Source organism: Devosia sp. BK (assembly GCF_032907385.1).
GTDB lineage: Bacteria > Pseudomonadota > Alphaproteobacteria > Rhizobiales > Devosiaceae > Devosia.
In genome coordinates this window covers 660,805-686,302 of sequence record NZ_JAIMBX010000001.1, presented here as the reverse complement: position 1 = coordinate 686,302, position 25,498 = coordinate 660,805, and the positions used below count along the sequence as shown (strand labels likewise).

General features: G+C 61.1%; 23 protein-coding genes and 1 other RNA gene. 5 read left to right on the top strand and 19 right to left on the bottom strand.

Annotated elements, in window-relative coordinates; translation table 11 throughout:
* Positions 1-85 precede the first annotated feature (85 nt).
* The 7 genes from DevBK_RS03295 to rsmH form a co-directional block, all read right to left on the bottom strand.
* The gene (locus DevBK_RS03295; RefSeq protein ID WP_244484237.1) at positions 86-877 is read right to left on the bottom strand and encodes a DUF4394 domain-containing protein; all 792 of its coding nucleotides are present in this window, start codon (positions 875-877) and stop codon (positions 86-88) included.
* 287 nt (positions 878-1,164) lie between these two features.
* On the bottom strand, positions 1,165-2,250 hold the full coding sequence (gene mraY / locus DevBK_RS03290; RefSeq protein ID WP_061910978.1) for a phospho-N-acetylmuramoyl-pentapeptide-transferase: 1,086 nt from the start codon (positions 2,248-2,250) through the stop codon (positions 1,165-1,167).
* Positions 2,251-2,279: 29 nt separating this feature from the next.
* Entirely contained in the window at positions 2,280-3,671 is a 1,392-nt protein-coding gene (locus DevBK_RS03285) for a UDP-N-acetylmuramoyl-tripeptide--D-alanyl-D-alanine ligase (protein WP_317184454.1), read from the bottom strand.
* Between the two features lie 256 nt (positions 3,672-3,927).
* Complete coding sequence (locus DevBK_RS03280) at positions 3,928-5,370, bottom strand: UDP-N-acetylmuramoyl-L-alanyl-D-glutamate--2,6-diaminopimelate ligase (protein ID WP_244484235.1); 1,443 nt, start codon at positions 5,368-5,370, stop codon at positions 3,928-3,930.
* A 3-nt stretch (positions 5,371-5,373) separates the two neighbouring features.
* Complete coding sequence (locus DevBK_RS03275) at positions 5,374-7,110, bottom strand: penicillin-binding protein 2 (protein ID WP_317184453.1); 1,737 nt, start codon at positions 7,108-7,110, stop codon at positions 5,374-5,376.
* The gene (locus tag DevBK_RS03270; protein ID WP_061910973.1) at positions 7,107-7,490 is read right to left on the bottom strand and encodes a hypothetical protein; all 384 of its coding nucleotides are present in this window, start codon (positions 7,488-7,490) and stop codon (positions 7,107-7,109) included. Before DevBK_RS03270 ends, DevBK_RS03275 begins: the two co-directional genes overlap by 4 nt.
* Entirely contained in the window at positions 7,487-8,488 is a 1,002-nt protein-coding gene (gene rsmH / locus DevBK_RS03265; RefSeq protein WP_317184452.1) for a 16S rRNA (cytosine(1402)-N(4))-methyltransferase RsmH, read from the bottom strand. The genes DevBK_RS03270 and rsmH overlap by 4 nt, the downstream gene beginning before the upstream one ends.
* A gap of 197 nt (positions 8,489-8,685) precedes the next feature.
* Between rsmH and DevBK_RS03260 the strand changes: the two genes are divergently transcribed.
* From DevBK_RS03260 to DevBK_RS03250, 3 genes are read left to right on the top strand one after another with little or no spacing between them, the layout of a single operon-like run.
* Positions 8,686-10,182 carry a sensor histidine kinase gene (locus DevBK_RS03260; protein ID WP_317184451.1) on the top strand — a complete coding sequence of 499 codons (1,497 nt, stop codon included), beginning with the start codon at positions 8,686-8,688 and terminating at the stop codon, positions 10,180-10,182.
* On the top strand, positions 10,175-10,618 hold the full coding sequence (locus tag DevBK_RS03255; protein WP_061910967.1) for a response regulator: 444 nt from the start codon (positions 10,175-10,177) through the stop codon (positions 10,616-10,618). The genes DevBK_RS03260 and DevBK_RS03255 overlap by 8 nt, the downstream gene beginning before the upstream one ends.
* 4 nt (positions 10,619-10,622) lie before the next feature.
* Positions 10,623-11,657, top strand: coding sequence for a histidine kinase dimerization/phosphoacceptor domain -containing protein (locus DevBK_RS03250; RefSeq protein ID WP_062631754.1), 1,035 nt, complete (start codon positions 10,623-10,625; stop codon positions 11,655-11,657).
* 140 nt (positions 11,658-11,797) lie between these two features.
* Here DevBK_RS03250 and DevBK_RS03245 read toward each other — a convergent pair whose 3' ends face one another.
* The 11 genes from DevBK_RS03245 to katG all read right to left on the bottom strand — a co-directional run bounded on the left by DevBK_RS03245 (position 11,798) and on the right by katG (position 22,787).
* Positions 11,798-13,078 carry a saccharopine dehydrogenase family protein gene (locus DevBK_RS03245; RefSeq protein WP_317184450.1) on the bottom strand — a complete coding sequence of 427 codons (1,281 nt, stop codon included), beginning with the start codon at positions 13,076-13,078 and terminating at the stop codon, positions 11,798-11,800.
* 45 nt (positions 13,079-13,123) lie between these two features.
* Complete coding sequence (locus DevBK_RS03240) at positions 13,124-14,224, bottom strand: carboxynorspermidine decarboxylase (RefSeq protein WP_317184449.1); 1,101 nt, start codon at positions 14,222-14,224, stop codon at positions 13,124-13,126.
* Between the two features lie 175 nt (positions 14,225-14,399).
* Positions 14,400-14,582, bottom strand: coding sequence for a hypothetical protein (locus DevBK_RS03235; RefSeq protein ID WP_317184448.1), 183 nt, complete (start codon positions 14,580-14,582; stop codon positions 14,400-14,402).
* A gap of 190 nt (positions 14,583-14,772) precedes the next feature.
* Positions 14,773-14,928: a hypothetical protein gene (locus DevBK_RS03230; protein WP_156352236.1), complete on the bottom strand. Its 156-nt coding sequence runs from the start codon at positions 14,926-14,928 to the stop codon at positions 14,773-14,775.
* A 187-nt stretch (positions 14,929-15,115) separates the two neighbouring features.
* Positions 15,116-15,499: RNase P RNA component class A (gene rnpB / locus DevBK_RS03225), an RNA gene on the bottom strand.
* 45 nt (positions 15,500-15,544) lie between these two features.
* Entirely contained in the window at positions 15,545-16,291 is a 747-nt protein-coding gene (locus tag DevBK_RS03220) for a DnaJ family molecular chaperone (RefSeq protein WP_317184447.1), read from the bottom strand.
* Between the two features lie 114 nt (positions 16,292-16,405).
* Positions 16,406-17,230: a hypothetical protein gene (locus DevBK_RS03215; protein WP_317184446.1), complete on the bottom strand. Its 825-nt coding sequence runs from the start codon at positions 17,228-17,230 to the stop codon at positions 16,406-16,408.
* A gap of 123 nt (positions 17,231-17,353) precedes the next feature.
* Positions 17,354-18,250: a methylenetetrahydrofolate reductase [NAD(P)H] gene (gene metF / locus DevBK_RS03210; RefSeq protein ID WP_317184445.1), complete on the bottom strand. Its 897-nt coding sequence runs from the start codon at positions 18,248-18,250 to the stop codon at positions 17,354-17,356.
* A 4-nt stretch (positions 18,251-18,254) separates the two neighbouring features.
* On the bottom strand, positions 18,255-19,205 hold the full coding sequence (locus tag DevBK_RS03205) for a metalloregulator ArsR/SmtB family transcription factor (protein ID WP_317184444.1): 951 nt from the start codon (positions 19,203-19,205) through the stop codon (positions 18,255-18,257).
* 72 nt (positions 19,206-19,277) lie between these two features.
* Positions 19,278-20,408: a DUF2336 domain-containing protein gene (locus tag DevBK_RS03200; protein WP_317184443.1), complete on the bottom strand. Its 1,131-nt coding sequence runs from the start codon at positions 20,406-20,408 to the stop codon at positions 19,278-19,280.
* A gap of 153 nt (positions 20,409-20,561) precedes the next feature.
* Positions 20,562-22,787: a catalase/peroxidase HPI gene (gene katG, locus DevBK_RS03195; RefSeq protein ID WP_317184442.1), complete on the bottom strand. Its 2,226-nt coding sequence runs from the start codon at positions 22,785-22,787 to the stop codon at positions 20,562-20,564.
* Positions 22,788-22,880: 93 nt separating this feature from the next.
* Between katG and DevBK_RS03190 the strand changes: the two genes are divergently transcribed.
* Together DevBK_RS03190 and DevBK_RS03185 are read left to right on the top strand one after the other, a co-directional pair.
* Positions 22,881-23,795, top strand: coding sequence for a hydrogen peroxide-inducible genes activator (locus DevBK_RS03190; protein WP_317184441.1), 915 nt, complete (start codon positions 22,881-22,883; stop codon positions 23,793-23,795).
* A gap of 75 nt (positions 23,796-23,870) precedes the next feature.
* Positions 23,871-24,380, top strand: coding sequence for a nuclear transport factor 2 family protein (locus DevBK_RS03185; RefSeq protein WP_317184440.1), 510 nt, complete (start codon positions 23,871-23,873; stop codon positions 24,378-24,380).
* A gap of 5 nt (positions 24,381-24,385) precedes the next feature.
* Here DevBK_RS03185 and rarD read toward each other — a convergent pair whose 3' ends face one another.
* A complete protein-coding gene (gene rarD, locus DevBK_RS03180; RefSeq protein WP_082461339.1) occupies positions 24,386-25,336 on the bottom strand; it encodes an EamA family transporter RarD in 951 nt (316 codons plus the stop codon).
* Positions 25,337-25,498 lie beyond the last annotated feature (162 nt).

The window sequence follows — 25,498 nt, the reverse complement described above, 5'->3', positions numbered from 1 at the left end:
CAATGTGAAAGAGGCGACCCGTAGGTCGCCTCTCTTACAAGCCAGTGGAGGACTGTCGGGAGGCCCAGCCCTCCATCCGGCAAGATCAGTTCCAGACGGCGATATCGGAAATGGTGCCGTCTACGCCTTCAATGGCGCCCTGCTCGGTGGCAGCGCCGGTCTCGAGATCAACTGTGTAGAGCGTGCTGCCGATGACGAGATAAGCCGTGTTGGTCAGGTCTTCCGTTGCGTGAATATCGAACGCGTAGGAGGAGCCGCCATCCACACCAAGCTTGCCAATGGCCGCGAGCGTGCCGTCATTTGGCTTGGTCTGCTGGATCAGCGCGACGATGGTCGCATCGATGTCGTACATGGCCGTCGCTTCGGGCTTGCCGAACGAGTTGGTGTAAGCCGCTGCGACGATGGCCGGGGTTTCGCCGGCATGCATGTCGCCTTCTTCAAAGGCGAGCGAACCATCGACGGTCACGGCGCCATCATCGACATTGACGCGATGATTGGTGCCATCGGTGCCCATCAGGCGGAGACGATCGGCCATCGGGTTGAAGTCGACAATCGCGCCTTCATAGCTCGGGAGCTTTTCGGAAAGCGTCGACTTGGCGGTTGCAGCGCCGGTTGCTGGATCGATCGTGACGACCTCACCGGCAAGCGTGACGCCATAGAGCAGTTTATCGGCTGGACGCTGGTCGATGCCGGCGAGGCCATCGGCGCCCGTCACGTCAACCGTGGCGCTGACGGCGCGGGTTTCGGTGTCGAAAGTCACGAGCTTGGTGCCATCGACAAGCGCGATGGCTGTGGCGGCCTGAGCGGCGCCGAGAGCGAGGCCGGACGTTGCAAGAGCAAGGGCGGCGACAAGGGAAATGCGGGCGGTAGCAGGCAATTGAGGTCTCCTCGTTAGGACACGGCCGAGACGCGCGGAATGCACGCCGGGCCCCGTGAGCAATGGGGGGACGATTGCTATCGTCATGAGGAGATACGGGAGGAGGCGACGGAAGTTTCAACGGGTAGAGGGATTTGGCGATCACTGAGGCGTGATGGGTCTTTCGCCCTGTGCAGCCGAATGCCTTCCGAACCTCGGTGCAATGGGATTCCCGCGAAAGCGGGAATCCCATTGCACCGATAGGAGATTCCCGCTTTCGCGGGAATGACGCGGTGACAGCGAACGGCTCAGCGCAGCTTGAGGCTCGACAAACCAATCAGTGCGAGGACAAAGGAAATGATCCAGAACCGGATGACGACCTGGCTCTCAGTCCAGCCCAGATGCTCGAAATGGTGGTGGATAGGCGCCATGCGGAAGACGCGCTTGCCGGTCAATCGGAATGAGGTCACCTGCACGATCACCGAAACGGCTTCGAGCACGAAGAGGCCGCCGATGATGGCGAGGACGATTTCGTGTTTGGTGGCGACGGCGATTGTGCCAAGCGCGCCGCCGAGTGCGAGCGAGCCGGTATCGCCCATGAAAATCTGGGCCGGTGGCGCGTTGAACCAGAGGAAACCGAGGCCGGCGCCGATCAGGGCGCCGCAGACGACGGCGAGCTCGGCTGTGCCGGGGACGGGATTGAGGAAGAGATAATCGGCGTAGTTCTGCGAACCGACGAGATAGGCGATGAAGCCGAAACAGGCGGCGGCGACCATGACAGGGACGATGGCGAGACCATCGAGACCGTCCGTGAGATTCACCGAATTGCCGGCTGCGACCATGACGAAGCCGCCGAACAAAATGTAGAAATATCCGAGGTTTATCGCCAGGTCTTTGACAAACGGAAATTGCAGCGAGGTGCCATAGGCGCCCGAAGCGAGCTGGGAAATGGCGAAGGCGGCGATACAGCCGATGGCGGCTTCGAGGAGCAGACGCTGGCGCGAGCCAAAACCCTTGTGGCTCATCCGCTTGACCTTGAGATAGTCATCGTAAAAGCCGATGGCGCCGAAGCCGATGGTGACGAAAAGCACCACCCAGACATAGCCGTTGGAGAGATTGGACCAGAGCAGCGTCGAGATGACAGCGCCCGACAGGATCATCAGGCCGCCCATGGTGGGCGTGCCCTTCTTGGTCAGCAGGTGGCCCTGGGGACCATCCTCGCGGATCGGCTGGCCGCGGCCCTGCTTGAGGCGCAGAAGCGCGATCATGCCGGGACCAAACATGAAAACGAAGAACAGCGCCGTAATCACCGCCCCCGCAGTGCGGAAGGTGATGTACCGGAACACGTTGAACGCGGCGAGGGTGTCACCCAGCTGGCCGAGAAAATAGAGCATGCTGTTCTTGATGTCCTACTTGAGGCGTCTTAGCGCTGTTGGAACGTGTCCTTGACCGCGGCGACGAGGCGCGACAGCCCGACACCGTTCGACCCTTTGACCATAACTGCGTCCCCATAGGCAAGGGTGGCGAGCAGCTCGGGCGTTGCCGCGTCGACCCCTGTGAAATGCCGGGAAAAAATCTGTTGCGGCAACGCATCGGCGAGATGTGCCATGTTTGCGCCCACAAGATAGACGGCATCGGGCTGGGCTGCGGCAACGGATTGCGCGAGACCGGCATGAAGCGATGGCCCCGCTTCGCCAAGTTCGAGCATGTCGCCGAGGACGACGACCTTCTTGCCGCCGGGCGCAGAGACCGTGCCGAACACATCGAGCGCCGCCATGATGGATGCGGTATTGGCGTTATAGCTTTCGTCGATCAGCAGCAGCGGCTTTTCTGGATTGCCGAGAAGAATACGCTGGCCGCGGCCCGGCTGTGGACCGAAACCGGCGAGCGCCTTGAGCGCAATGGCGGGATCGACGCCGGCAAGCGTCGCGACGGCGAGAGCTGCGGTGGCATTGCTCAACATGTGCCGCCCGGCGACGCCAATGGCGAGGGCATAGCGTTCATTGCCGTTGACGACGGTGGCAAAGCTGCGGTCGCCCGCGGTTTCCGCCTCCAGGATCTGCCAATCGACGCCGCGCGAAAAGCCGAAGGTGACGATTCGTCCAACGCCAGCGGCTTTTGCCGCGTCGATGAGCAGGCCAATCTGCGGATGGTCGGCATTGATGACGGCGGTGCCGCCGGGTTCGAGGCCTTCAAAGATTTCCGCCTTGGCGCGGGCAATGGCTTCGAGGCTGCCGAGCTTTTCGAGATGGGCGGCGGCGACGGTGGTGATGACGGCGATGTGGGGGCGGACGAGCTGGCTGAGCGGCCGGATTTCGTCCGGCGCGTTCATGCCCATTTCGAAGACGCCGAATTGCGTGGCTTCCGGCATGCGCGCCAACATCAGCGGCACGCCCCAGTGATTGTTGAAGCTCTTGATCGAGGCATGGGTCTGGCCCGCTGCCTCAAAGACCATGCGCAGGGCTTCCTTGGTGGTGGTCTTGCCGACGCTGCCGGTGACGCCGACGATCAGCGCACGGCTGCGGGCCCGTGCAGCGCGGGCGAGATCAACGAGGCCATCGAGCGGATCGCCAACATGGACGCGCCCTGCCCCATCGCCGCGGCTGACAAGCGCTGCGACTGCGCCGTTGGACAGCGCCGTATCGACGAAATCATGGCCGTCGAAGCGGTCACCTTTGATGGCGACGAAGAGCGCATCGGGGCCGATTTCGCGGGAATCGATGGTGATGGAATCGATGGATTTTGCGCTGACGGATTCGGCACGGCCCATGGTGGCGGCGAGAATGGCGTCGAGGGTGAAGAGGGGTTGGGTCATGACGGTTTCCGCGTTGGCGTGTTCGTCTCGAACACCAGGGCCTGCCTCCGGCTGTCATCCCCGCGCAGGCGGGGATCCATCCTGAGATCTCAAGATGGGCCCCGGCTTTCGCCGGGGTGACATCCCGTTCTGGTGACCATTTCTGGGCACGCTTCAGACCTGTTCACTACGCGCTGCGTCATTCCCGCGAAAGCGGGAATCTTGTCTTCAGCAAGAGATTCCCGCTCTCGCGGGAACGACGTCGAGCAAGAGTACCTCAGCCCTTGACCGCCTCGGCCACGACTTCGTGGTCCGAGAAATGGTGCTTGGTCGTGCCGATGATCTGGTAGGTTTCGTGCCCCTTGCCGGCGACCAGCAGCACGTCGCCCTTTTGGAGCGATTTTACCGCCGTTTCGATCGCCTTCTTACGATCGGCGATTTCCTTGGCGCCCTTGGCTTCGGCTAGGATCTGCTTGCGGATCGAGGCGGCGTCTTCGGTGCGCGGATTGTCGTCGGTGACGATAACCTCATCGGCGAGTTCGCTGGCGATAGCACCCATTTGCGGGCGCTTGCCCTTGTCGCGATCGCCGCCGCAGCCGAAGACGACACGCAGCTTGCCTTTGACATATGGGCGCAGCGAATTGAGCGCAGTGCGCAGGGCCTCTGGCTTGTGCGAATAGTCGATGAAGATCGCCGCACCATTATGCTCGGCGACCAGTTCGAGCCGGCCGACGGCACCAACGAGCTTGGGCAATGCGGCAAAGGCGTCTGCCTTGTCGACACCCGACGACATGGCGAGTGCCGCAGCGATCAGGGCATTCGACACCTGGAATTCGCCCGGGATATTGAGATGGAAATCGACGAGTTCGCCGATGTGCCGGATCTGCACGCGCTGACCATAGCCCTCGGGCTTGATCGACATGATCTCGATATAGGCCCCCTCTCGCCCGACCGTCAGCAGCGTCGCGTTGCTCGACAGCGCGGCGAACATGAATGGTTCGTATTCGGGATCATCGACATTGACGATGGCAGCGCCGCCATCGACCAGGAGATCGGAAAAGAGCCGCAGCTTGGCGTTGCGGTACTCGTCCATATCCTTGTGATAGTCGAGATGGTCGCGGCTGAGGTTGGTGAAGGCGACGGCTTCGAAATGGATACCGTCGAGACGACGCTGATCAAGGCCATGGCTCGAGGCTTCGACGGCGACGTGATCGACGCCCTGGGCGCGGAGGGCGCGGAGGGCCTGATGCAGCGTGCGCGAATCAGGGGTTGTCAGCGCGCCTTCGATGGTGCGCGTCGCGGTCTGGACGCCGAGCGTGCCGACGCTGGCGCCGGGAACGCCGGAATGGTCCCAGATCTGACGCACGAACGAGGCGACCGAGGTCTTGCCATTGGTGCCGGTGACGGCGACCGAAATTTCGGGCTGCGGCTCGAAGACGCGCGAGGCGGCGCGGGCATAGGAGGCGCGCACATCCTTGACGACAACGACGGGTACGCCCGGATCGCCCACCGGCATGATGTCGGTGACGATGGCCAGAGCGCCGCGATGGACGGCGTCAGCGATAAATTCATTGCCGTGAACCTTATGGCCTGGCAACGCGAAGAAGATATCGCCCGGCTCGATCCGGCGGCTATCAGAATTCAGGCCGAAGACGGTGCCCAGGCCCTTTTTGGGGCGAGCGCCCGAACCTTCGAGCAGTTGAGAGACGCTGATAGACACGGCTTAATATCCTTCTGGAAAGATCCGCCGCACTTCTGGCGGGACGATCGACTGGTCGAGCACTTGCGAGAAATCGGGGGCGACGCCGAGCATAGGCGCAACGCGTTGCACCACGCGGCCGGTCAGCGAGCCGGCATTCCAGCCGGCCGTGGTACCCGATTGCGGATTCTCCGCCTTGGGTTCATCCACCATGATGACCATGGCATAGCGCGGATTATCGAGCGGGAACGCCGAGGCGAAAAAATTGGTCACCTTGTTGGAAGAGTAGCGGCCATCGACGACCTTTTCGGCCGTGCCGGTCTTGCCGCCGACACGATAGCCAAGCGCGGCCTTGTTCATCTGCGAGCCGGAGCCGCCTGAGGAAATGGCGTTGAGGCGCATCAGGTAGCGGATTTCAGCGCTGGTTTCGGGCCGAATGACGCGCTCGTAGAGCGGCTCGGCCTGTGCAACGCTGCGCTTGTAGAGCGTGGGCGCGATATAGTTGCCGCCGTTGACGAAAGCGGCATAGGCCGTGAGCATGTGGAGCGGCGACACCGAGAGGCCATGGCCGAAGGACGCGGTGGCGGCGCCGACTTCGGAGAAATCCTTGGGGACGCTTGGGACGCGCATTTCGGGCAGCTCGAACTGCACGCGCTGGTCGAACTTCATGCGGCTCAAGAAAGCGCGGTAATTTTCCTTGCCCATGGTCTGCATGATGCGGATCGTGCCGATGTTGGAGGAGTATTTGTACACCTCCGGCATGGTCAGAATGCGGTGCTTGCCGTGGAAATCGTCGATGGTGAAGCGGCCGAAACGGACGCCGTAGCGAGCATCGAACTCGTCGGTGATCTTGGCCGTGCCTTCATCCAGAGCGCCGGCGAGCGTGACGGTCTTGAAGATCGAGCCGGGCTCGAAAATACCCGAGGTCACTCGATTGAACGTGTCCTTGACGAGCGCCGAGGCGGGATCGTTGGGGTTGAAATCGGGCAGCGAGGCCAGCGCGATGATCTCGCCGGTATAGATATCCATCATGACGCCAGCCGCAGCGATGGCCTGATAGCGCGTCATGGCATCGACCAACTGGTCGTGGAGGACGTGCTGGACGCGCATGTCTATGCTGAGATCGACCGGGGTCAGCGCATTGCCGCGCGCGAGGCCGAGATCCTGCAGCAGCGAGATGGATTCGTTGTCCATGGCGCGCTCGATGCCGGCAATGCCCTGGTTGTCGACATTGGTTGAGCCCAGAACGTGCGAGGCTTCGTTCATTGCCGGATAAAAGCGCTTGGATTCAGTGATGAAATCGACGCCGGGAATGCCGAGGCGCATCACCTGCTCTTCGATGGCCGGCGTCAGCTCACGCTTGATCCAGACAAATCCCTGATCGCCGGAGAGGCGATTGCGGAGCCACGTTTCGTCGATGTCGGGCAGCACGGTGCGGAGCTTGGTGACGGCTTCTTCGACATCGATGATGCGGCGCGGTTCGGCATAAAGCGAGGGCACGCGGATATCGACGGCCATTTCGAGGCCGTTGCGGTCGAGAATCGGCGGACGGGTCGCGGTGATGGCGTCGCGGGTCTGACCTTCGATGGTCGTGTCGGTCTCGACCATGCCGAGCTGCACGAGGCGCCCGCCGACGGCGGCAAAGCCGAGCACGACCGCGAGCACCATCCAGCGGATGCGGGCCTGGGTGAGATTGACGCGCGCCTTGCGGACGCCGTCGAGAGAAATGGTTTGCGGGAGACCGTCAGCCGTGATCGTCATTCGATCCCTTCCAGTTCAAGAATGGCATCGATCGGGTCTATGCCGGCGTCGATCGCCTGGAACAGCGCATCCATAGCTGCGGTGTCGGGCTTGGCGGGGCGCATGGGCAAATCGGCAAAGGAGCCGAACTGCTCCTGCTTCACCTGATCGATCGCCAATTCAGCCTGATGGCGGCGCACGATGGGCTCGACATAAGCGGGTTGGTTGAGCACGGCCCAATCGGCCTTGAGCACCGTCAGCTCATCTTCCTGTTCGGAAATATGCGACTGCAGCGAGGTACGCTCGGTTGCCGTGCTCTCGATCGAGAATTTGAGCATATAGACGCCAACCAGCATGACGATGCTGGTGCAGATGAGGAAAATATTGATGCGCCGGATCATGCGGCACCTCGCACGACCGGAACGCTCAGTTGTTCATAGGATGCTTCGCGCGCCGGGACATCCGTGCGCACGGCGCTGCGGAGAACCGATGAACGCGCGCGCGGATTGCGATCGAGTTCTGCCGATCCGGGCTTGATGGTCTTGGCCACCGGGTCCCAGCGGCGCGGCTCAAGCTGAACCTGCGGCAGGTGGCGGGACTGGGCTGGACCGCCCTTGTCCGGATCGAAGAAGCGCTTGGCGATTCGATCTTCGAGGGAATGGAAGGTCACGACGGAAAGAATGCCGCCCTCGCCGAGGAGACGTTCGGCGGCAAACAACCCTTCGACCAACTGGTCGAACTCGCCATTGACGGCGATGCGAAGCGCCTGGAACGAGCGCGTTGCAGGATGCGCGTCGCCCGGTTTGCGACCGATGGCCTTTTCGATGATGCGGGCAAGTTCGAGCGTCGTCGTGATCGGCGCCTGCGCGCGCGCCGCGACAATGAACTGCGCAATGCGGCGCGATTTGCGCTCTTCGCCAAAGGCATAGAGAAGATTGGCGAGCGCGTCCTGTTCAAGTCCATTGACGAGATCGGCAGCGCTTTCACCCGACTGGCTCATGCGCATATCGAGCGGCCCCTCGCGCATGAAGGAAAAGCCCCGCTCGCTTTCATCGAGCTGCATGGAGCTGACGCCGATATCGAGTACGACGCCATTGATGGGCCCGTGTGGCGCGGCGAGCGTATCGAGTTCGGAAAATGTCCCGGGCACGAATTGGAAACGGCCGGGGAATTCGCCAGTGAGTCGGTCTGCATGAACTTTGACCGATGGATCACGATCGATCGCGACGACATCGGCACCCGCGAGGAGCAGAGCGCGCGAATATCCACCCGCGCCAAACGTGCCATCGACGACACGGCGGCCAGCCATCGGCGCGAACGCAGCCACGACCTCGTCCAACAGGACAGGCACGTGTGGCGCATCGGGTACTGGGGATTCGGGCAGGTTACGCTTGCCCATACTGACCTTAACTCCACCTTCGGTCGCAGCAACCGACCTTGCAAACAGTGGCTAAACTTGCACGACGACGCTTAAGATTCTGTTTCCCATGGCGAATGTCGCGGGAGAACAAAGGGAAACCGGCCGCGAGTTAATCTACTATATTGCCCTCGCCCCCTATTCGGGCGATGAAGGTTAAAGCGTCACCGGAATTTTTTATGCCAATCACCAGCAAGACCTTCATCAGGTCCACAGCCGTGCTCCTGCTCGTCGGGCTTCTCGCCCTGCTCGGGATCGTGGGCGCGAATGTGTGGCTGGTCGAGCGCTCGCAAGGGTATTTCGACGAAGTCATCGAAGGCCGGATCGCGCGACGCGTCATCGTCGACCTGCGCACGCAACTGCAGGACATGGAGACGGGACAACGGGGCTACATCATCACGCTTGATGAGACCTATCTCGAGCCATTTGAAGAGGCCCGTCCTCTGGTCGATGCGCAATTGGCTCGTTTGGGCGAAATTCTCGCCCCCTACCCTGAAGCCGCCGCGCCATTCGCCCAGCTCAAGACGGACGTGACTTTCAAGATCGACGAGATGAACCGCACGATCGCCGAGGCCCGCAGCGGCAATCGCGACGCGGCGGTGGCGCTGATAAATACCAATGAAGGCAAGGAAGCGATGGATCGCAGCCGTGCCTTTGTCGACGGATTTATCGAAGCCATCGACGCGCGCCTGACAGAGGGCGTCGCCAATCAACGCAGCACGATTGAAGCCTTGCGCTGGGTCTCGATCGGCGGCGGGCTTATCATTCTTGTCGTCGTTTCAGGCGCCATCTGGGCCGTCATTTCCTACACTGCCGAACTCGCTAAAGCACGGCGCGAAGTGCAGGAAGCCAATACCGGGCTCGAACAGCGCGTGCGCGAACGCACATCGGATCTTGGCAAAGCCAATGAAGAGATCCAGCGCTTTGCCTATATCGTGACACACGATCTGCGCGCGCCGCTCGTCAATATCATGGGCTTTACGAGCGAACTCGAGACCAGCATCGGGTCGCTACGTACCTATATGGAAGCTAAGCCGGCCGATACCGACCCCTACTTTGCCGAGGCCAAGGAGGCGGCGACCGAGGAGCTGCCCGAGGCCATCTCCTTCATCCGCGCCGCGACGCGGAAAATGGATGGCCTCATCAACGCCATTCTCAAGATTTCCCGCGAGGGCCGCCGCCAGCTCAAGCCCGAACAGGTCGATATCCGCGAGCTCGCCGAAAATTCGAGCGCTGCTCTCCATCATCAGGTGGCTGAGGGCGAAGGCAAGATCGATGTCGATATCCGCGTCGGCAAAATCATGACCGACCGGCTTTCGCTCGAACAGGTGCTCGGCAATCTCCTCGACAATGCCATAAAATATCAGGAGCCGGAGCGTCCGCTCAAGGTGACGATCCGCGCCCGCCATGTGCCGGGGAACCGCGTCGAGATCGAAGTCGAGGACAATGGCCGTGGCATTGCCGACACCGACCACGAGCGCGTATTCGAACTGTTTAGACGCTCAGGCAAACAAACCCAGCCGGGCGAGGGAATTGGCCTTGCCCATGTGCGCACCATGGTGCGAAGCCTTGGCGGCGACGTGACGCTGCGCTCGACGTTGGGCCAGGGCACGACTTTCATCATCAACCTGCCGCGCGACCTGCGTAGCCATTTGGGGACTTCCGGCAATGAATGACGCACGGCCAGTCACGATCATCATGATCGAAGACGATGAGGGCCATGCGCGCCTCATCGAAAAGAATATCCGGCGCGCCGGTGTCGCCAACCAGATCGTGCCCTTCACCAATGGCACCGAAGCCCTGGCTTATCTCCTCGGCCCCGACGGCACGGGCGCGGTCAACAAGGGCCGGCAGCTCCTGGTGCTGCTCGATCTCAACCTGCCCGACATGACCGGCATCGACATCCTCGAAAAGGTCAAAGGCAACGAGCACACCAAGCGCTCTCCTGTCGTCGTCCTGACGACCACCGACGACCAGCGCGAGATCCAGCGCTGCTATGACTTGGGTGCCAATGTCTACATCACCAAGCCTGTCGACTATGACGGATTCGCCAATGCCATCCGCCAGCTCGGTCTCTTCTTCTCCGTCATGCAAATTCCCGAAGCTGACTGAGATCATGCCAAACCGCACGCCGCATGTGCTTTACGTGGATGACGACCCCGGGCTCGCCCGGCTGGTCGAAAAAGCCATGCAGCGACGCGGCTATAATTATGATCACGCGACGAGCGGCGAAGAAGGCCTAGCGCTGATCCACAATGGCGGCATCGACGTCGTCGTGCTCGACCATTACCTGCCAACCGGCACCGGGCTCGACGTGCTCGCGCAAATCGCCGCGCTCGAAGACCGGCCAACGGTAGTCTATGTGACGGGGTCCGCCGAAACCGACGTTGCCGTCGCTGCGCTCAAGTCCGGCGCGACCGATTATGTGCCGAAAACGCTGAGCGAGGAGTTCATGGAACTTCTTCTCACTGCGATCGACCATGCCATCGACCGCGTGCGTCTCAACCGCGCCAAGGTCAAAGCCGAACGCGATATTCTCGAGGCGCGAGAACGCGCGGAAATGCTGCTGGGCGAGGTCAATCATCGTGTCGCCAATTCGCTGGCAATGGTGGCGGCTCTTGTCGGCCTCCAAGCCAATGCAGTGACCGATGCAGAGGCCAAACGCGCGCTCTCCGAGACGCAGGCCCGCATCCACGCCATCGCAGGCGTCCACCGCCATCTTTACACCAGCGACGACGTCCGTTCAGTGCAGGTTGCCGACTATATCAAGTCGCTGGTCGATGAACTTGAAGCCTCGGTGCAGCTCGAGGGCCAGACGGCGACGCTGCAGGTCGATGTCGAGCCTTTTACGATGTCGACCGAGAAGGTCGCGTCACTGGGCGTGATGCTGACCGAACTCGTGACCAATGCGCTGAAATATGCCTATGCCGGGCGCGAAGCGGGCGAAGTGCGCATTCACATGACGCGGCGCGAGGGCGTCGTGGAAATGTGCGTCGAAGACGACGGCATCGGCTGGACTGGCACCGGCAAGCCGCAGGGCACCGGCCTCGGCAGCCGCATCGTCAAGGCCATGGCCCATTCGCTCGAGGCCGAGGTCGCCTATGAGACGGCCGGTGGCGGGACGTGCGTTCGGGTGACGTTCAGCGCTTGAGGGTCCCTGCGGGTGTTGCTCCACCCCCTCCCGGCCTCCCCCATCAAGGGGGAGGTGTCAAATCGAGTTTGATGCAAAATCTATTGAAAGCCGCCGGCCCGGCACCTCCCCCTTGATGGGGGAGGTTGGGAGGGGGTGACCTACGACGCCCCGAGCCGCGCCTTCTTCGGCACCGGCAGCTTCTCGACCGCAAAGCTGCGATCGCCTGCCCCATCGCGAAGACGCGTTGGCAAACCCATGGTTTCAAGCAATTCGAGGAACGGCACAGGCGGCAGTTCTTCGATATTGGCCATGTGGTGGCAATCCCACTCGCCACGCGCGACGAGCATGGCCGCGGCAATTGCGGGCACACCTGCGGTATAGGAGATCGCCTGGCTGCCGGTTTCGGCGAAGGTCTCTTCATGATCGCAGATATTGTAGATCAACATCTCCGTCTCAGCGCCGCCGCGATGGCCCTTGATCAGATTGCCGATGAAGGTCTTGCCGCTATAGCCGGGCGCCAGCGAGGCTGGATCGGGCAGCACGGCCTTGACCAGCTTGAGCGGCACGACTTCCTGGCCCTCGGCGGTGACCACTGGCTTTTCGGATAGCAGCCCCAGATTCTTCAGGACGGTAAACACGTTGATATAGTGCTCGCCAAAGCCCATCCAGAACCGGATGTCCGGCACGCCGAGATTGGCGGAGAGCGAGTGCACTTCGTCGTGGCCGGTGAGATAGGTCTTGTGCGTCCCAACGACCGGCAGATCGTCCTCGCGGCTGACCTCGAACATTTGGTTGGGTGTCCACTGGCTGTTCTGCCAGCTCCAGACCGTGCCGGTGAATTCGCGGAAGTTGATCTCGGGGTCGAAATTCGTCGCAAAATAGCGCCCATGGCTGCCAGCGTTCACATCGATGATGTCGATGGAGTCGATGGCATCGAAATAGTGCTGAGCGGCGAGTGCGGCATAGGCATTGACGACGCCTGGATCGAAGCCAGCGCCGAGGATAGCCGTGATGCCCTTGCGCTCGCAGGTTTCGCGATGCTTCCACTCGTAATTGCCGTACCAGGGCGGCTGTTCACAGACCTTCGACGGATCTTCGTGAATAGCCGTGTCGATATAGGCAACGCCCGCTTCGATGCAGGCGCGCAGCACTGACATGTTGAGAAAGGCCGAGCCGGCATTGAGGACGATCTGGCTCTTAGTCTGGCGGATAAGCGCCTTGGTCGCCTCGATATCCATGGCGTCGAGCTGATGGGCTGCAATCAGCCCCGGGCGCTTCAGAGCCTTGCGCTCGACGATGCCGGCGACGATGGCCTCGCACTTTTCAAGTGTGCGGGAGGCAATGTTGATATCCCCGAGGATATCGTTGTGCATGGCAGCCTTAACGGCTGCAACCTGCGCGACACCTCCGGCACCGATGATCAGAATGTTCTTTTTCAATTGGCACGAAACACCTTCTTGGTGGTGGATATTGCCCAGCCCCGATCAGGAGAGGCTGGAGACGTAATCGGCGTAACCGAACTCGCGAATGAGTTCGGCTGCGCCATTTTCTCGTCGAATGGCGATGGCTGGCATGGCGACGCCATTGAACCAGTTCTTTTTCACCATCGTGTAGCCACCCGCATTGAGGAGGGAAATACGGCTCCCCACTTCAAGCGGTTGCGGAAAATCGAATTCGCCGAAGATATCGCCAGCAAGGCACGACTTGCCGGCGATTATGTAACGATGCGCACCCGCGTTTGGTGCCACGGCTGCATCCTGTCTATATACGAGCAGATCCAGCATATGGGCTTCGACGGCGCTATCGACAATGGCGATGGCTTTCCCATTGTCGACGACATCTAACACGCTGACCTCGAGCGAGGTGGTATCGGTGACAACAGTATCGCCCGGCTCGAGATAGACCTGGACCCCGAAGCGCTCAGAGAAAACGCGCAACCGCGCGGCCAATTCCTCGATCGGGTAGCCGGGCTTGGTGAAATGGATGCCGCCACCGAGGCTGACCCAATCGAGCCGCTCGAGGAAGTGGCCGAGCTTTGCTTCGATCTCGTCCAGAAGAGCCGAAAATGCTTCGAGCGAGTCGTTCTCGCAATTGCAGTGAAGCATGAAGCCCGAGATATTTTTCATCGCCGCTTCGATACGCCCATGATCCCATTCGCCGAGGCGACTGAAGGCGCGGGCAGGATCGGCGAGATCGAAATGGGAATGGCTGACGCCGGGATTGACGCGCAGCCCGATCGGCAGATGCGCCGCGCGATCGGCATAGCGCTTTAGCTGAGACGATGAATTGAAGATGATCTTGTCGGCATTGGCGATTGCTTCGTCGATCTCGTTATCGGACCACGCGACCGAATAGGCATGCGTTTCGCCAGCGAACTTCTCGCGTCCGAGCTTTACCTCGTTAAGCGAGGACGAGGTCGTGCCATCCATATGTGGGGCGATTTGCGGAAAGGCGGCCCAGGTCGCAAAGCATTTGAGCGCAAGGAGGCATTTGGCGCCCGATGCGGCGCGCAACTGGTCGATCAGCGCAAGGTTTCTCGCCAGCGCAACTTCGTCGATCAAATAATGCGGGGTGGCCAGAGGCATCGCGCTCAACTCCAACAGCGTGTGCCGCCGGATATGCGGCGGAAACCAAAGGCATCGCCATAAAGCGATGATCCGTCATGTGCAAGAGTAAGGCCTGCCGCACCCTGCCCTGCACACAACGAAAAGCCCCCAGACTTTCGTCGAGGGGCTTCCAAGGATGAGAGGTCGAACGACCTTAGACGACGTTGATGATTCTCACGGGTTCAGCGCCCGTCGTGGGCGACAGACTTTCGGTGACGCAAAGCGATGCGTCCTTGAAATAACAATTGCTCGGGTCCGACACCGACGCAGCAAGGCTCGGCGCGGCAACAGAGGCACCGAAGGCAACGGCGATTAGAGTGGCGAGAACGATTTTCATAGTTGTTAGACCCGTGTTTGACTTAAAGCCACACCTAGGGTCGTCGATTTTCTAAAACCTTACCGACAATAGAAAAATTGTCCGAGACGGCCCAGATCAAGTGGTCATGGTAAACCAAAGATCGAGCCGCCAGCGGACAGTTCGGGCAATTGCCCGAAGTATAGATCACGTCAGCCGAAGCTGAGAGAACTTACGAGTTGTAGTCGGTGGTCGGCGAGAGCGATTCAGTGACGCAGAGCGACTTGTCCTTGAACACGCAGTTCGGGCCGGAGGTGGCGGCGAAGGATGGGGTGGCAACGCCGGCAACGACGAGCGAGGCGATTGCGAGAGCGATGATCTTCTTCATTTGGAGGTCTCCGTTGGTGTGTTGTTCACGAGACAGAGAATGCGCCGCCAGCATTGCATGAACATTGCATGACAGAGAAAAAGATCATTAAAATCATGAACTTACGGCAATACGCTGCAATCTTCGCGCAATGTAGATTAAGCCCGGTTCAGCCCCGAGGCGAAACTGTGGCATGTATGGAAGAGGCAACGCCAGTTGACCTATAAGCCGGGTTCTGTAGGGCCGCGTTGCCGCGACGTGGTGACCATTCATCTGAGGCGCCTGTTGCCAGGCCACTCGTGCAACCAACCCGGATGACATGGCCTCAAAACCGGCTGGGGCTAGCCCCGCGTCATCCCTATTTGGTCTTGCTCCCGGTGGGGTTTACCGTGCGGCCCCTGTCGCCAGCGGCCCGGTGCGCTCTTACCGCACCCTTTCACCCTTACCCCGGCATGCCGGGGCGGTTTGCTTTCTGTGGCACTTTCCCTGGGGTCGCCCCCGGCGGCCGTTAGCCGTCACCGTGTTTCGAAGGAGCCCGGACTTTCCTCCAGCATGAAGTTACCCTCATGCCAGCGGTCACCCGGTCAACTGGCGCGCCGATGTAGAGGGGCGCCCTGCTCCGCGTCAAGCGCGAAGATCAGGCAATCAGCGGCTGGGGCTTGGGCTTGGTGATCGCCTGATATGCAAGGTTGATTGCGGCCATGCGCGCGGTCGCTACATCGATCAACTCGCCGGGCACGCCCTTGGCGATAAGCCGATCGGGGTGGTGCTCGGCCACGAGGAGACGGTAGACGCGGCGCACCTCTTCGGGCGGCGCATCATGCGACAGGCCTAGGACGATATAGGGGTCGACGCCCTCTTCGAGCATGACGTGCTGAGAGGCGATTTGCTCGAACCGCACTTCGTCGAAGCCAAAGATCGAGCTCACCGAGCGCAGATAATCAAGCTCGGCCTCGTGAACCAGCCCATCAGCCGTCGCGATAAAAAAGAGGCCATCAAGCACGTGCTCGAGTGTTTCCGGAGAATCCGAGAAAAACCGGGCGACCTTCCGAGCGTAGGATTCGTAGCCAGAGACATCTTGCTTGGCGAGATTGAACAGCCGTTCGACCTGCGGCTCCTGGCCCTTGGTGACCTCGACGGTCGCGTTGAAAGCGCGCACTTCGGACGCCGTGACGGCACCATCGGCAACGGCCATCTTGGCTGAGAGGGCGATCAAGGCCAGCGTGAAAGCCGCATCACGGCCGCCCGGCAGCCAAGTGTCCGGATCAAGAATATTGGCGATGTGACCCACAACGCCAGTGCGCTGCGAAAACGAGCCCAGAAAGCTCGCCAGCTTGTGCCAGATATCTCGATTTTCTTCCGCTTTGCGTACGCAGCACAGCATGGGTCTGCCTTTTGTTGTCGCCGAGTCTGCCCCGGCGACGAGCGCGAATATTAAACCCAAGCAGATTGCCGGTCCATTGCGGCGATTGCATGCAAGCTGACCGGCTAAGACAGATCAGTACGGGAGATAGATAACGTCGTCCTCATAACGACCAACCGGCCGATCGCCCTGCGGCACTTGATCGAGCCAGACGCCGTTCGAATCGTATCCATATGCAGGAACAGGGGCGGGCGGCACGTTCTGCTGCACGGTATAATTGGCGGTGCTGCGACGATTGCGGTTGGCCAGAAAATCCGAGAGGGGGCCGGACTCCCAAGTGTTGAGATCATCCGCGGTGACAAAGTCATTCTGCGTCTGCTGTGCCTGAGGCAGGCTCGCTAGCGGCAAATTTGCCGGCACGGTCGGTTGATCGATGATCAGCGGCTGATTGGAGGCCAAAGGCACCGTAACAGGGCGCGGACGCATCGAAAGCGGCATCGGCATTGGTGCGGTCTTGGCGGGCAAGGCTGCAACCTGCTGATCTGGCGTCGTGATCGTCGGGCGGGCCGGAGTCGCAGTCGGCGTCGATGCCTGGGCCGGCTGGCTCGGCTGCTGGGTCGCAGGCGCCACTGCAGCAGGTTTTGCTGGCGTTGCGGCAACCGGCTTCGCAGGCGATGCAGGCGCGTCGCCGCCAGTGATATAGCTCGGCAGTGGCTTGCCCGATTGCAGCATGCCGCCGACAGGATCGGCATTGGCAACAGACTGCGGTTTCGTCGTCGACGTCGCGGCGGGCTTGGCCACATTGGCCACCGGCGCTTCGGCCTCGGCATCAACGACGGCAACGCTCGGCCTGGCGGAATTGCCAAATGATCCCGTGAGATAATCGGCGGTCGGAACGCCAATAACAAGCAGGGCACCGGCCCAGGCGAGGCCATTGGTCAGGCGGCGATCCAGTTTCATAAGTCTCTACGGCTCCGAATTCCGTCGCGATTTGCTCGCCGTTCAAGGCGAACTTGGTGGCCATTTTATGAACCACTGCATCACAACATATTGCCCGACTTAAGGTGAACGCCGTCTGAACGATCAGTCTGGACGGCGGCCAAGGAGCCGTGCGAGCGCCAGAACGAGGTTAGAGCGGTTGAGCGTATAGAAGTGAAATTCCGTTACGCCCTCGTCCAAAAGCTCGGTCACCTGCTCGGCCGCGACGGCCGCCGCAACAAGCGCGTGGGTCTCAGGATCATCGTTGAGGCCCTCGAACCTCTCGATCAGCCAAACAGGGATGGATGCACCGCAGCGGGCCGCAAAACCCGATATCTGCTTGAAGGAATGGATCGGCTGGATACCCGGCACAATCGGCACGGTGATGCCTGCCTTGCGGGCGCGCTCGACAAAGCGGAGGTAATCGGAATTGCGGAAGAACATCTGCGTAATGGCGCGATCGGCACCGTTGTCGATCTTGCGCTTGAGATTGTCGATATCGGCTTCCCAATTGGGACTTTGCGGGTGCTTTTCGGGATAGGCAGCAACGGAAATGTCGAAATCGCCGAGCTTCTTGATTCCGGCGACGAGATCGGCGGCGTTTTGATAGCCTTCGGGATGCGGTACGAAGGGCTGCCCGACGCCCTCTGGAGGATCACCACGCAGCGCCACGATGCGCTTGACGCCGACGTCCTGGAAACCGCGGATGACTTCGTTGATTTCATCGCGCGTTGCGCCAACACAGGTGAGATGCGCTGCGGCAGGCACGCCGGCATCCGTCGTGATGCGCCGCACCATGCGCAGCGTACGCTCGCGGGTAGAGCCGCCTGCCCCATAGGTCACCGAGACGAAGCGCGGCTTGAGCGGGGCAAGCTTTCCGATCGATTCCCAGAACTTTTCTTCCATCGCATCGGTCTTGGGCGGGAAGAACTCGAATGAAATCTGCAGGTCCGGACGCTGGTCGGCGGTCTGGCGGCTGGCTCGGCTTTCGTCGGCAATCATGGCTCTATTCCGTTTTCTCGCGGTCCTGGAGGTGCCAGAGGCACACGGTCAGGCCGTCCTTTTTGTTTTTGCTGGGAAACTCGCGGACCGATCGAACCTCTAATCCGGCGGTTTCGGCCCAGCCCGTCATCTGCTCGCGCGAGAGGCCAAGGCGGCGATGGGCGTGTTCGGTGCGCAAGAATTCGAGATCGTGGGGCGCGAAGTCGACGATAAGGATTTCCCCGCCCGGCGTCAGCATGCGCCGCGCCTGAGCCAGCATGCGGCCCGGATCATCGAAATAATGCAGCACCTGATGGATGACCACGACGTCGGCGAGACCAACGGATAGATCGAGCGAGCCAATATCGCCCAAGCGCACCTGGGCATGTGCGAGCCCTGCGGCGGCTAGGCGCGAGCGGGCGACAGCGAGCATTTCCCGGCTTGAATCGACGCCGATGGCGCGCTTATAGGCCGGTGCCAGCAGCTCCAGCATGCGCCCGGTGCCGGTGCCGAGATCGAGCAGCAGATCGACCACCCGCCCGGCCATAGCTTCGAGCAAAGCAGCTTCCACCGCCTCTTCGGGCACGTGGAGGGTTTTCAGCAGATCCCAGCTATCGGCAACCTTAGCAAAGTACGCGGTTGCCAGCGCCTGTTGGTCAGCCAAAGCCACGGCCTGCCGGTTGCGATCGCGGCTATAGGCGGGGTCTGTGGGGTCGATGCGTGCAACCAGCCACCGCGCCAGTTCCGCGCCGTCGCCGTGGAGTGCGAGGCCATAATAGGCCCAGGCGCCTTCCGCATGGCGCTGCACGAGCCCGGCATCGGCCAGAAGCTTGAGGTGGCGGGAAACGCGGGGCTGCGACTGGTCGAGAATTTCCGTCAGGTCCTTGACGGAATGGTCGCCATCGGCGAGCAAGGAGAGAAGCCGCAAACGCGTGCTCTCCCCCGCAGCCTTCAAGATATTGACCAGACTAGACACGCCAGACGAACTCCGGATGATATAAAGATATCTTTATATCCGGTTCGTGCGGCGGGTCCAGCAGATTTTACGCTAGGCGGACAGTGCTTGCGGCTCGGGTGCGGCATTCCGACGGCGGAAACCATGCGTGCGCCAAAGTTCGAATATGTTGCGCGCTTCAGCCTCGTCGAGCACCTTGAACCGGCTCGCCATCATCGCCTCGTGCTCGGGCGTGGGTAGGTCACGCCAAGGCAGCGTGGGGGTCAAGGCGGTAAAGAGCTCGGCCGTGAAGCCGGCAGACCGCAGCGCTACGGTGATGGCGGCATAGTCCTGGCTCGCGAGCCATTTGACGACGATCTCGGGCTGCACGTGCAGCAAAACCGAGATGGATGCCGCAACGTGGTGGCCATAGCCAAAACGGGCAAACCGGGCCAAGGCCCGATCATCGAGCTGCCGGCGTTCGCTGAGGGCGCGCACCTGATTATAGGCATGCTTCCACTCCTGCGAATTGAAGCCCGCGCGATTGCGCATGCGCTTATAGACAACGGCATTGATTTTGTCGGCCGTGACCGGATCGAAGTGACCCTCGGATTCGGCCAGAGTTTCGAGGACTTTGTCCGCAGCACTCTCGATCTCTCCGCGCAGCGATTTCCAATCGATATCCGAGCGATTGCGCAGATCCTCGGCCAGGTCCGCGTGGTCGGCCGCGAGCGCCACCAGCTTCTCGATCGTCGCGCGTCCGAGTTCAGCCTTTGCATTGCGCACGAGTTGCAGCACCGACTCGGTTTCGCCGTGCTCGACGATGGCGGCCCCTACCCGCTCGGCCACGGCTGCGCGGCCGGCAATCGCGGCGCGGTGTGCCTCGGATTGATTTTGGATGATGTCGATCAGATCATCATCGCTGAGCACGTTGGAGAATTCGAGCAGCGGCCGGGCGACCTCGATGTCGTCATTGGCAAGCTTCAAGATCACCGTCGACGGCGCACGCTTGAGTGGCGCGAGAACGCGCGCGACATGGGCACGCGCTTCAAGTTCGACCAGTTCGGCGAGAAGGCAGAGCGCCTCGTCATATTGGGCGAGCTGCTGGTCATCGCAGCGGTCGGAAACGTAGCTGAACAGCCGCGCCATATTGCGGAACAGCTTGTCGCGCTCCGACTTTCCGTTTTCGCCGTTCAGCCTGCGAATGTTCGCGACGGCACGGTGCCCTTCCTCGAATCCACTCATTCTCTTCTCCGGGAGGGAAATACGATGAGTAGAAACGATGCCGCCAAATCTCCTTGGGATGGCTGAAAGGCAAGTCCGGCAATTAATTCAAATTAACACAAGCTGAATCAAAACGCCCCGGACCAAGCCGGGGCGTCGAAGATTTTCAGAGGCTTAGCGGAGGTCGAACCGATCCGCATTCATCACCTTGACCCAGGCGGCAACAAAATCCTTGGTGAATTTTGAGCCTGAGTCAGCCTGGGCATAGACCTCGGCAAACGCGCGCAACTGAGAGTGCGAGCCGAAGATCAGATCGACGCGCGTGCCGGTCCATTTCTGGGTGCCGGTGGCACGGTCGTGGCCGGTGTAAACGCCCTCCTCGCCCGCCTTCGGCTGCCAGACTGTGTCCATGCCGAGGAGATTGAGGAAGAAGTCGTTGCTCAACACTTCCGGACGATCGGTGAGGACACCATGATCGTTCACGCCAACCTTGAGGACGCGGAGGCCACCGAGAAGAACCGTCAACTGTGGGCCGGTGAGGCGTAGAAGCTGTGCCTTGTCGACCAGCGCTTCCTCCTGCTGCATGAAGCAGCGGGCCTTGTTGTAGTAGTTGCGGAAGCCATCGGCCCGCGGCTGCAGCGCCTGGAACGAAAGGACGTCTGTCTGCTCTTCCGAGGCATCCATCCGGCCCGGCGTGAACGGCACGGAAATATCCTGGCCACCCGCACGCGCCGCCTTTTCGATGCCGACGCCGCCAGCGAGGACGATCAGATCGGCCAGTGACACCTTCTTGCCACCTGACTGGGCGGCATTGAAGTCGCCCTGCACGCCTTCGAGCTTGGCAAGAACCTTGGCGAGCTGGGCCGGCTGGTTGACCTCCCAATCCTTTTGCGGCGCAAGACGGATGCGCGCACCATTTGCGCCACCGCGCTTGTCCGAACCGCGGAACGTGGCAGCGGAGGCCCATGCCGTACCGACGAGCTCCGACACGGTAAGACCGGTATCGAGAATCTTGGTCTTGAGCACGGCGATGTCGGCGTCATCCACGAGCGGATGATCAACGGCTGGAATAACGTCCTGCCAGATCAGGTCTTCTGCCGGCACTTCGGGGCCGAGATAGCGGACCTTGGGGCCCATATCGCGGTGAGTCAGCTTGAACCAGGCGCGAGCAAAAGCATCGGCGAACTCGGCCGGATTTTCGAGGAAGCGGCGCGAGATCTTTTCGTAGATCGGATCGAAGCGCAGCGACAAGTCGGTCGTCAGCATCGTGGGGCGATGCTTCTTCGCGGTATCGAACGCATCGGGGATAACAGCATCGTCGGTCTTGGCGACCCACTGCTTGGCGCCAGCGGGGCTGGCCGAGAGTTCCCACTCATACTTGAAGAGGTTCTCGAAGAAGAAGTTGCTCCACTGAACTGGCGTCTGCGTCCAGGTGACTTCGAGGCCCGAGGTGATCGCGTCCTTGCCGATGCCCGTGCCGTGCTTGCTTTTCCAGCCAAGGCCCTGGTCTTCGAGGTCTGCGCCTTCCGGCTCAGCCGCAACGAGCGACGGATCACCCGCGCCATGGGTCTTGCCGAACGTGTGACCGCCGGCGATCAGCGCCACGGTTTCTTCGTCGTTCATCGCCATGCGCGAGAAGGTTTCGCGAATGTCGCGCGCTGCCGAAATCGGATCGGCATTGCCGGCCGGGCCTTCGGGATTGACGTAGATGAGACCCATCTGCACCGCGCCCAGCGGCTCTTCGAGCTGGCGCTCACCCGAATAGCGGGAATCGCCGAGCCAGGTGCCTTCCGGACCCCAATAGAGTTCTTCTGGTTCCCAAACGTCGGCACGGCCACCGGCAAAACCGAAAGTCTTGAAACCCATGGATTCAAGGGCAACGTTGCCGGTCAAGATCATCAGATCGGCCCAGGAAATCCGGTTGCCGTATTTCTGCTTGATCGGCCAGACGAGGCGGCGGGCCTTGTCGAGGCTGGCATTGTCCGGCCAGGAATTGAGCGGGGCAAACCTCTGCTGGCCCATGCCAGCGCCGCCACGGCCGTCGGTGATGCGATAGGTGCCGGCGCTGTGCCAGGCCATGCGGACGAAGAGGCCACCATAGTGCCCGAAGTCGGCTGGCCACCAATCCTTGGAATCGGTCATCAGCGCGGTGAGGTCGGCCTTGACCGCGGCGAGGTCGAGCTTCTTGAATTCTTCGGCATAGTCGAAGTCCGGGCCCATCGGGTTAGACAGGTCGGAATTGTTGTGGAGCATGCCGATATCGAGCGAGGTCGGCCACCAGTCGCGGTTGCGATGGCCACGACCCTCGCCGCCCCGGCCCTTGCCGCCATTCCCACCATGATCGACCGGGCACTTGCCGCCTGACGCGTCGGCGGGGGAATTGGAAAAAGTGTCGTCCATGAGGGGGCTCCTAAGCTGCTGACCGGGTTATAAGCAGGTGACAACCATTCGGCCAATCGATAATTCTTTCTCCACCGATAGGAAGAAGTTATCGTGACAATTACGCTCAAGCAGATGAAATATGCGCTGGCTGTGGCGCGGACGGGGCATTTTGGGCAGGCGGCCGAGGAATGCGCTGTCTCCCAGCCTGCCCTCTCCCAACAGATTCTGTCGCTCGAAACGCTCTGCGGCACGCAGCTTTTCGATCGGTTGAAGACTGGCATTCGCCTTACCCCATTTGGGAGGGATTTCATCGAACGCGCCAAACCTGCGGTAGCGGCTGCCGAAGCGCTCGATGACTTTGCCCTGCGCCGCGGAGGGCGGCTTGATCGGCCGATCCGCTTCGGGCTCATTCCCACGGTTGCGCCCTATCTGCTGCCGGAGATTTTTCCGGCGCTGACCGTAGCCCTGCCGCAGATCAAATTCACCGTCAGCGAGAGCCGAACTGAATCAATGCTGGAAAGCGTGCAGAGCGGCGCGCTGGACCTGGCGCTGATCGCCTCCCTGCCCCCGCCGGGCGGACCGAAGCTCGCGCTCTTTCCCCTCTTCGAAGACCCATTCGTTTTGGCGACATCGCAGTCGGAAATGCCAACAGGGCCCGTTTCGCTTGAGGCTCTCGAGCCCGGGCGCATTTTGCTGCTCGACGAGGGTCATTGCTTTCGCGACCAGACCATTTCGGCCTGCCGCCTTGAAGGCGAGCGCTCGACCCGCACCTTTGCCGCAACATCGCTCTCGACCATCGTCGAATTCGTCGCCAATGGTCAGGGCGTGACGCTGCTGCCCCAGATCGCGCTGCGCAAGGAGGCCAGCGATCCGCGCATCGCTGTCCACCGGCTCGACGACCCGCAGGCCGGGCGGCAACTGGCTCTGGTTTGGCGCGAGGCGACCCCGCTGACGGACACATTTGAGCAAATCGGCCAGGTGATCCGGGCGGCACGCACGCACCCCGAGGTTCCTATTAGCCGGTAAAGTGCCTCCTTAACGAAGCGCCTCGTCATATCTAATTCTCTGCGTGGGTCGACCAATGCCGACACGGAGAGAACGATGAATTTGAAAACCAGCATGATGGCCATTGCCCTGGCCGTCACGAGCATCACCGGCGTAACCGCGCTCCACGCCCAGGAAGCCGTGGTGGAAGCCGCCGATAAGGACGCGCTCTTTACGAGCACCGATCCGCAGCTCAACGCCAACAAGCAGGTAGTCTACGATATCTATCGCGTGCTGCTCGAAGCCAACAATTGGGACAAGGCCGGCGATCTGCTCACCGAACGCTATATCCAGCACAATCCCAATGCCGCTTCCGGCCTCGATGGCGTCGTCAAATTCTTCACCGAGACGCTGAAGGTTCAGCCCACTGCGGTCGAGGACAAGATCAAGTCACCAGTCGTCTTCGTGACGGCCGAGGGCGATCTCGTGACCGTCGGCACAGTGCGCACCGAGGACGATCCGGCAAATCCGGGTCAGAAATACACCACAACCTGGTACGACACCTGGCGCATCGTCGACGGCAAGGCCGACGAGCACTGGGATTCGGCAACCAAGATGGCGTTCTAGGACCGCTAAGCGGCGGCGCGGTTCGCACCGCGCTGCCGGAAACTGTCATAGGAAAAGACCGCCAGGGACAGCCAGATCAGCCCGAAGCTGACAAGGCGCGTGCCGTTGAGATGCTCGCCAAACAGCATGACCGCCACCAAAAACTGGATCGACGGCGCGAGATACTGGAACATGCCGATGGTCGTTAGACGCAGGCGGCGCACCCCATAAGCAAAGAGCAAGAGCGGCACAGCGGTCGCCGGACCCGTCAGCACCAGCAGCGTCATCATGGTCGGATCGGCATGCGGTCCCAAACCCTTGGTCGCGATATCGAACGCCACATAGGCCAGTGCAAACGGCGCGGCGACCATGGTCTCGGCGAAAAGCCCGGACGTCGGACCCGATGGCGCGGTCTTGCGGAAGAAGCCGTAAAACCCAAAGGTCAGCGCGAGGCTGACGGCGATGAACGGAAATTTCCCGAGCCCAACCGCTTGGATGCCGATCGCCACCACAGCAATTGCGATCGCGATTGTCTGCAACCGGTTCTGCCGCTCGCCGAGAAAGATCATGCCGATGGCGACATTGACCAACGGATTGATGAAGTAGCCAAAGCTGGCTTCCAGCACCTGCCCGGTCTCGACCGCCCAAACATAGAGCAACCAATTGGCGACAAGGAGCGCTGTCGAAAGCGCGATGATCCGCAGCGTCTTCCAGTTGGTCAGAAGCTGGCGCACTTCTCTAAATCCTGCACCTACCGCAAGAATGATCCCAAGCAGCACCAGCGAAAACAGCGTGCGCTCTGCTACGATCAGCACGGACCCGACGGAATCGAGCGCGCGGAAGAGGATCGGCAGGAAACCCCAGAAGAGGTAAGCGGCCAGGGCGGCGAGGACGCCATTACGGGTCTGGATGGGATCTGCAACCAAAGGCGCGGCCGTAGTTGCGGCGACTTCGGGAGCCTGTTCAGGCAAGGTCATGGAAGGACTCCGCCCCACTTGGGCGCCAGGCACACCTAGCAGCCAAATAACTGAGCCGCCAATCATAGTTTGTGATCGCACCAACCGCCTTTGCTGATCGGTGGCGCCAACCTTTTGCCGTTTGGCTGCGTTTGGTGAGTGGTCCGTGCAATGCGGATCACA

What these genes read in the sequence shown, in the direction of transcription:
- mraY (WP_061910978.1), bottom strand. Translation starts at nt 2,250, where the DNA reads ATGCTCTATTTTCTCGGCCAGCTGGGTGACACCCTCGCCGCGTTCAAC.
- DevBK_RS03285 (WP_317184454.1), bottom strand. Translation starts at nt 3,671, where the DNA reads ATGACCCAACCCCTCTTCACCCTCGACGCCATTCTCGCCGCCACCATG.
- DevBK_RS03275 (WP_317184453.1), bottom strand. Translation starts at nt 7,110, where the DNA reads ATGACGATCACGGCTGACGGTCTCCCGCAAACCATTTCTCTCGACGGC.
- DevBK_RS03270 (WP_061910973.1), bottom strand. Translation starts at nt 7,490, where the DNA reads ATGATCCGGCGCATCAATATTTTCCTCATCTGCACCAGCATCGTCATG.
- rsmH (WP_317184452.1), bottom strand. Translation starts at nt 8,488, where the DNA reads ATGGGCAAGCGTAACCTGCCCGAATCCCCAGTACCCGATGCGCCACAC.
- DevBK_RS03260 (WP_317184451.1), top strand. Translation starts at nt 8,686, where the DNA reads ATGCCAATCACCAGCAAGACCTTCATCAGGTCCACAGCCGTGCTCCTG.
- DevBK_RS03255 (WP_061910967.1), top strand. Translation starts at nt 10,175, where the DNA reads ATGAATGACGCACGGCCAGTCACGATCATCATGATCGAAGACGATGAG.
- DevBK_RS03250 (WP_062631754.1), top strand. Translation starts at nt 10,623, where the DNA reads ATGCCAAACCGCACGCCGCATGTGCTTTACGTGGATGACGACCCCGGG.
- DevBK_RS03240 (WP_317184449.1), bottom strand. Translation starts at nt 14,224, where the DNA reads ATGCCTCTGGCCACCCCGCATTATTTGATCGACGAAGTTGCGCTGGCG.
- DevBK_RS03235 (WP_317184448.1), bottom strand. Translation starts at nt 14,582, where the DNA reads ATGAAAATCGTTCTCGCCACTCTAATCGCCGTTGCCTTCGGTGCCTCT.
- DevBK_RS03230 (WP_156352236.1), bottom strand. Translation starts at nt 14,928, where the DNA reads ATGAAGAAGATCATCGCTCTCGCAATCGCCTCGCTCGTCGTTGCCGGC.
- DevBK_RS03220 (WP_317184447.1), bottom strand. Translation starts at nt 16,291, where the DNA reads ATGCTGTGCTGCGTACGCAAAGCGGAAGAAAATCGAGATATCTGGCAC.
- DevBK_RS03215 (WP_317184446.1), bottom strand. Translation starts at nt 17,230, where the DNA reads ATGAAACTGGATCGCCGCCTGACCAATGGCCTCGCCTGGGCCGGTGCC.
- metF (WP_317184445.1), bottom strand. Translation starts at nt 18,250, where the DNA reads ATGATTGCCGACGAAAGCCGAGCCAGCCGCCAGACCGCCGACCAGCGT.
- DevBK_RS03200 (WP_317184443.1), bottom strand. Translation starts at nt 20,408, where the DNA reads ATGAGTGGATTCGAGGAAGGGCACCGTGCCGTCGCGAACATTCGCAGG.
- katG (WP_317184442.1), bottom strand. Translation starts at nt 22,787, where the DNA reads ATGGACGACACTTTTTCCAATTCCCCCGCCGACGCGTCAGGCGGCAAG.
- DevBK_RS03185 (WP_317184440.1), top strand. Translation starts at nt 23,871, where the DNA reads ATGAATTTGAAAACCAGCATGATGGCCATTGCCCTGGCCGTCACGAGC.
- rarD (WP_082461339.1), bottom strand. Translation starts at nt 25,336, where the DNA reads ATGACCTTGCCTGAACAGGCTCCCGAAGTCGCCGCAACTACGGCCGCG.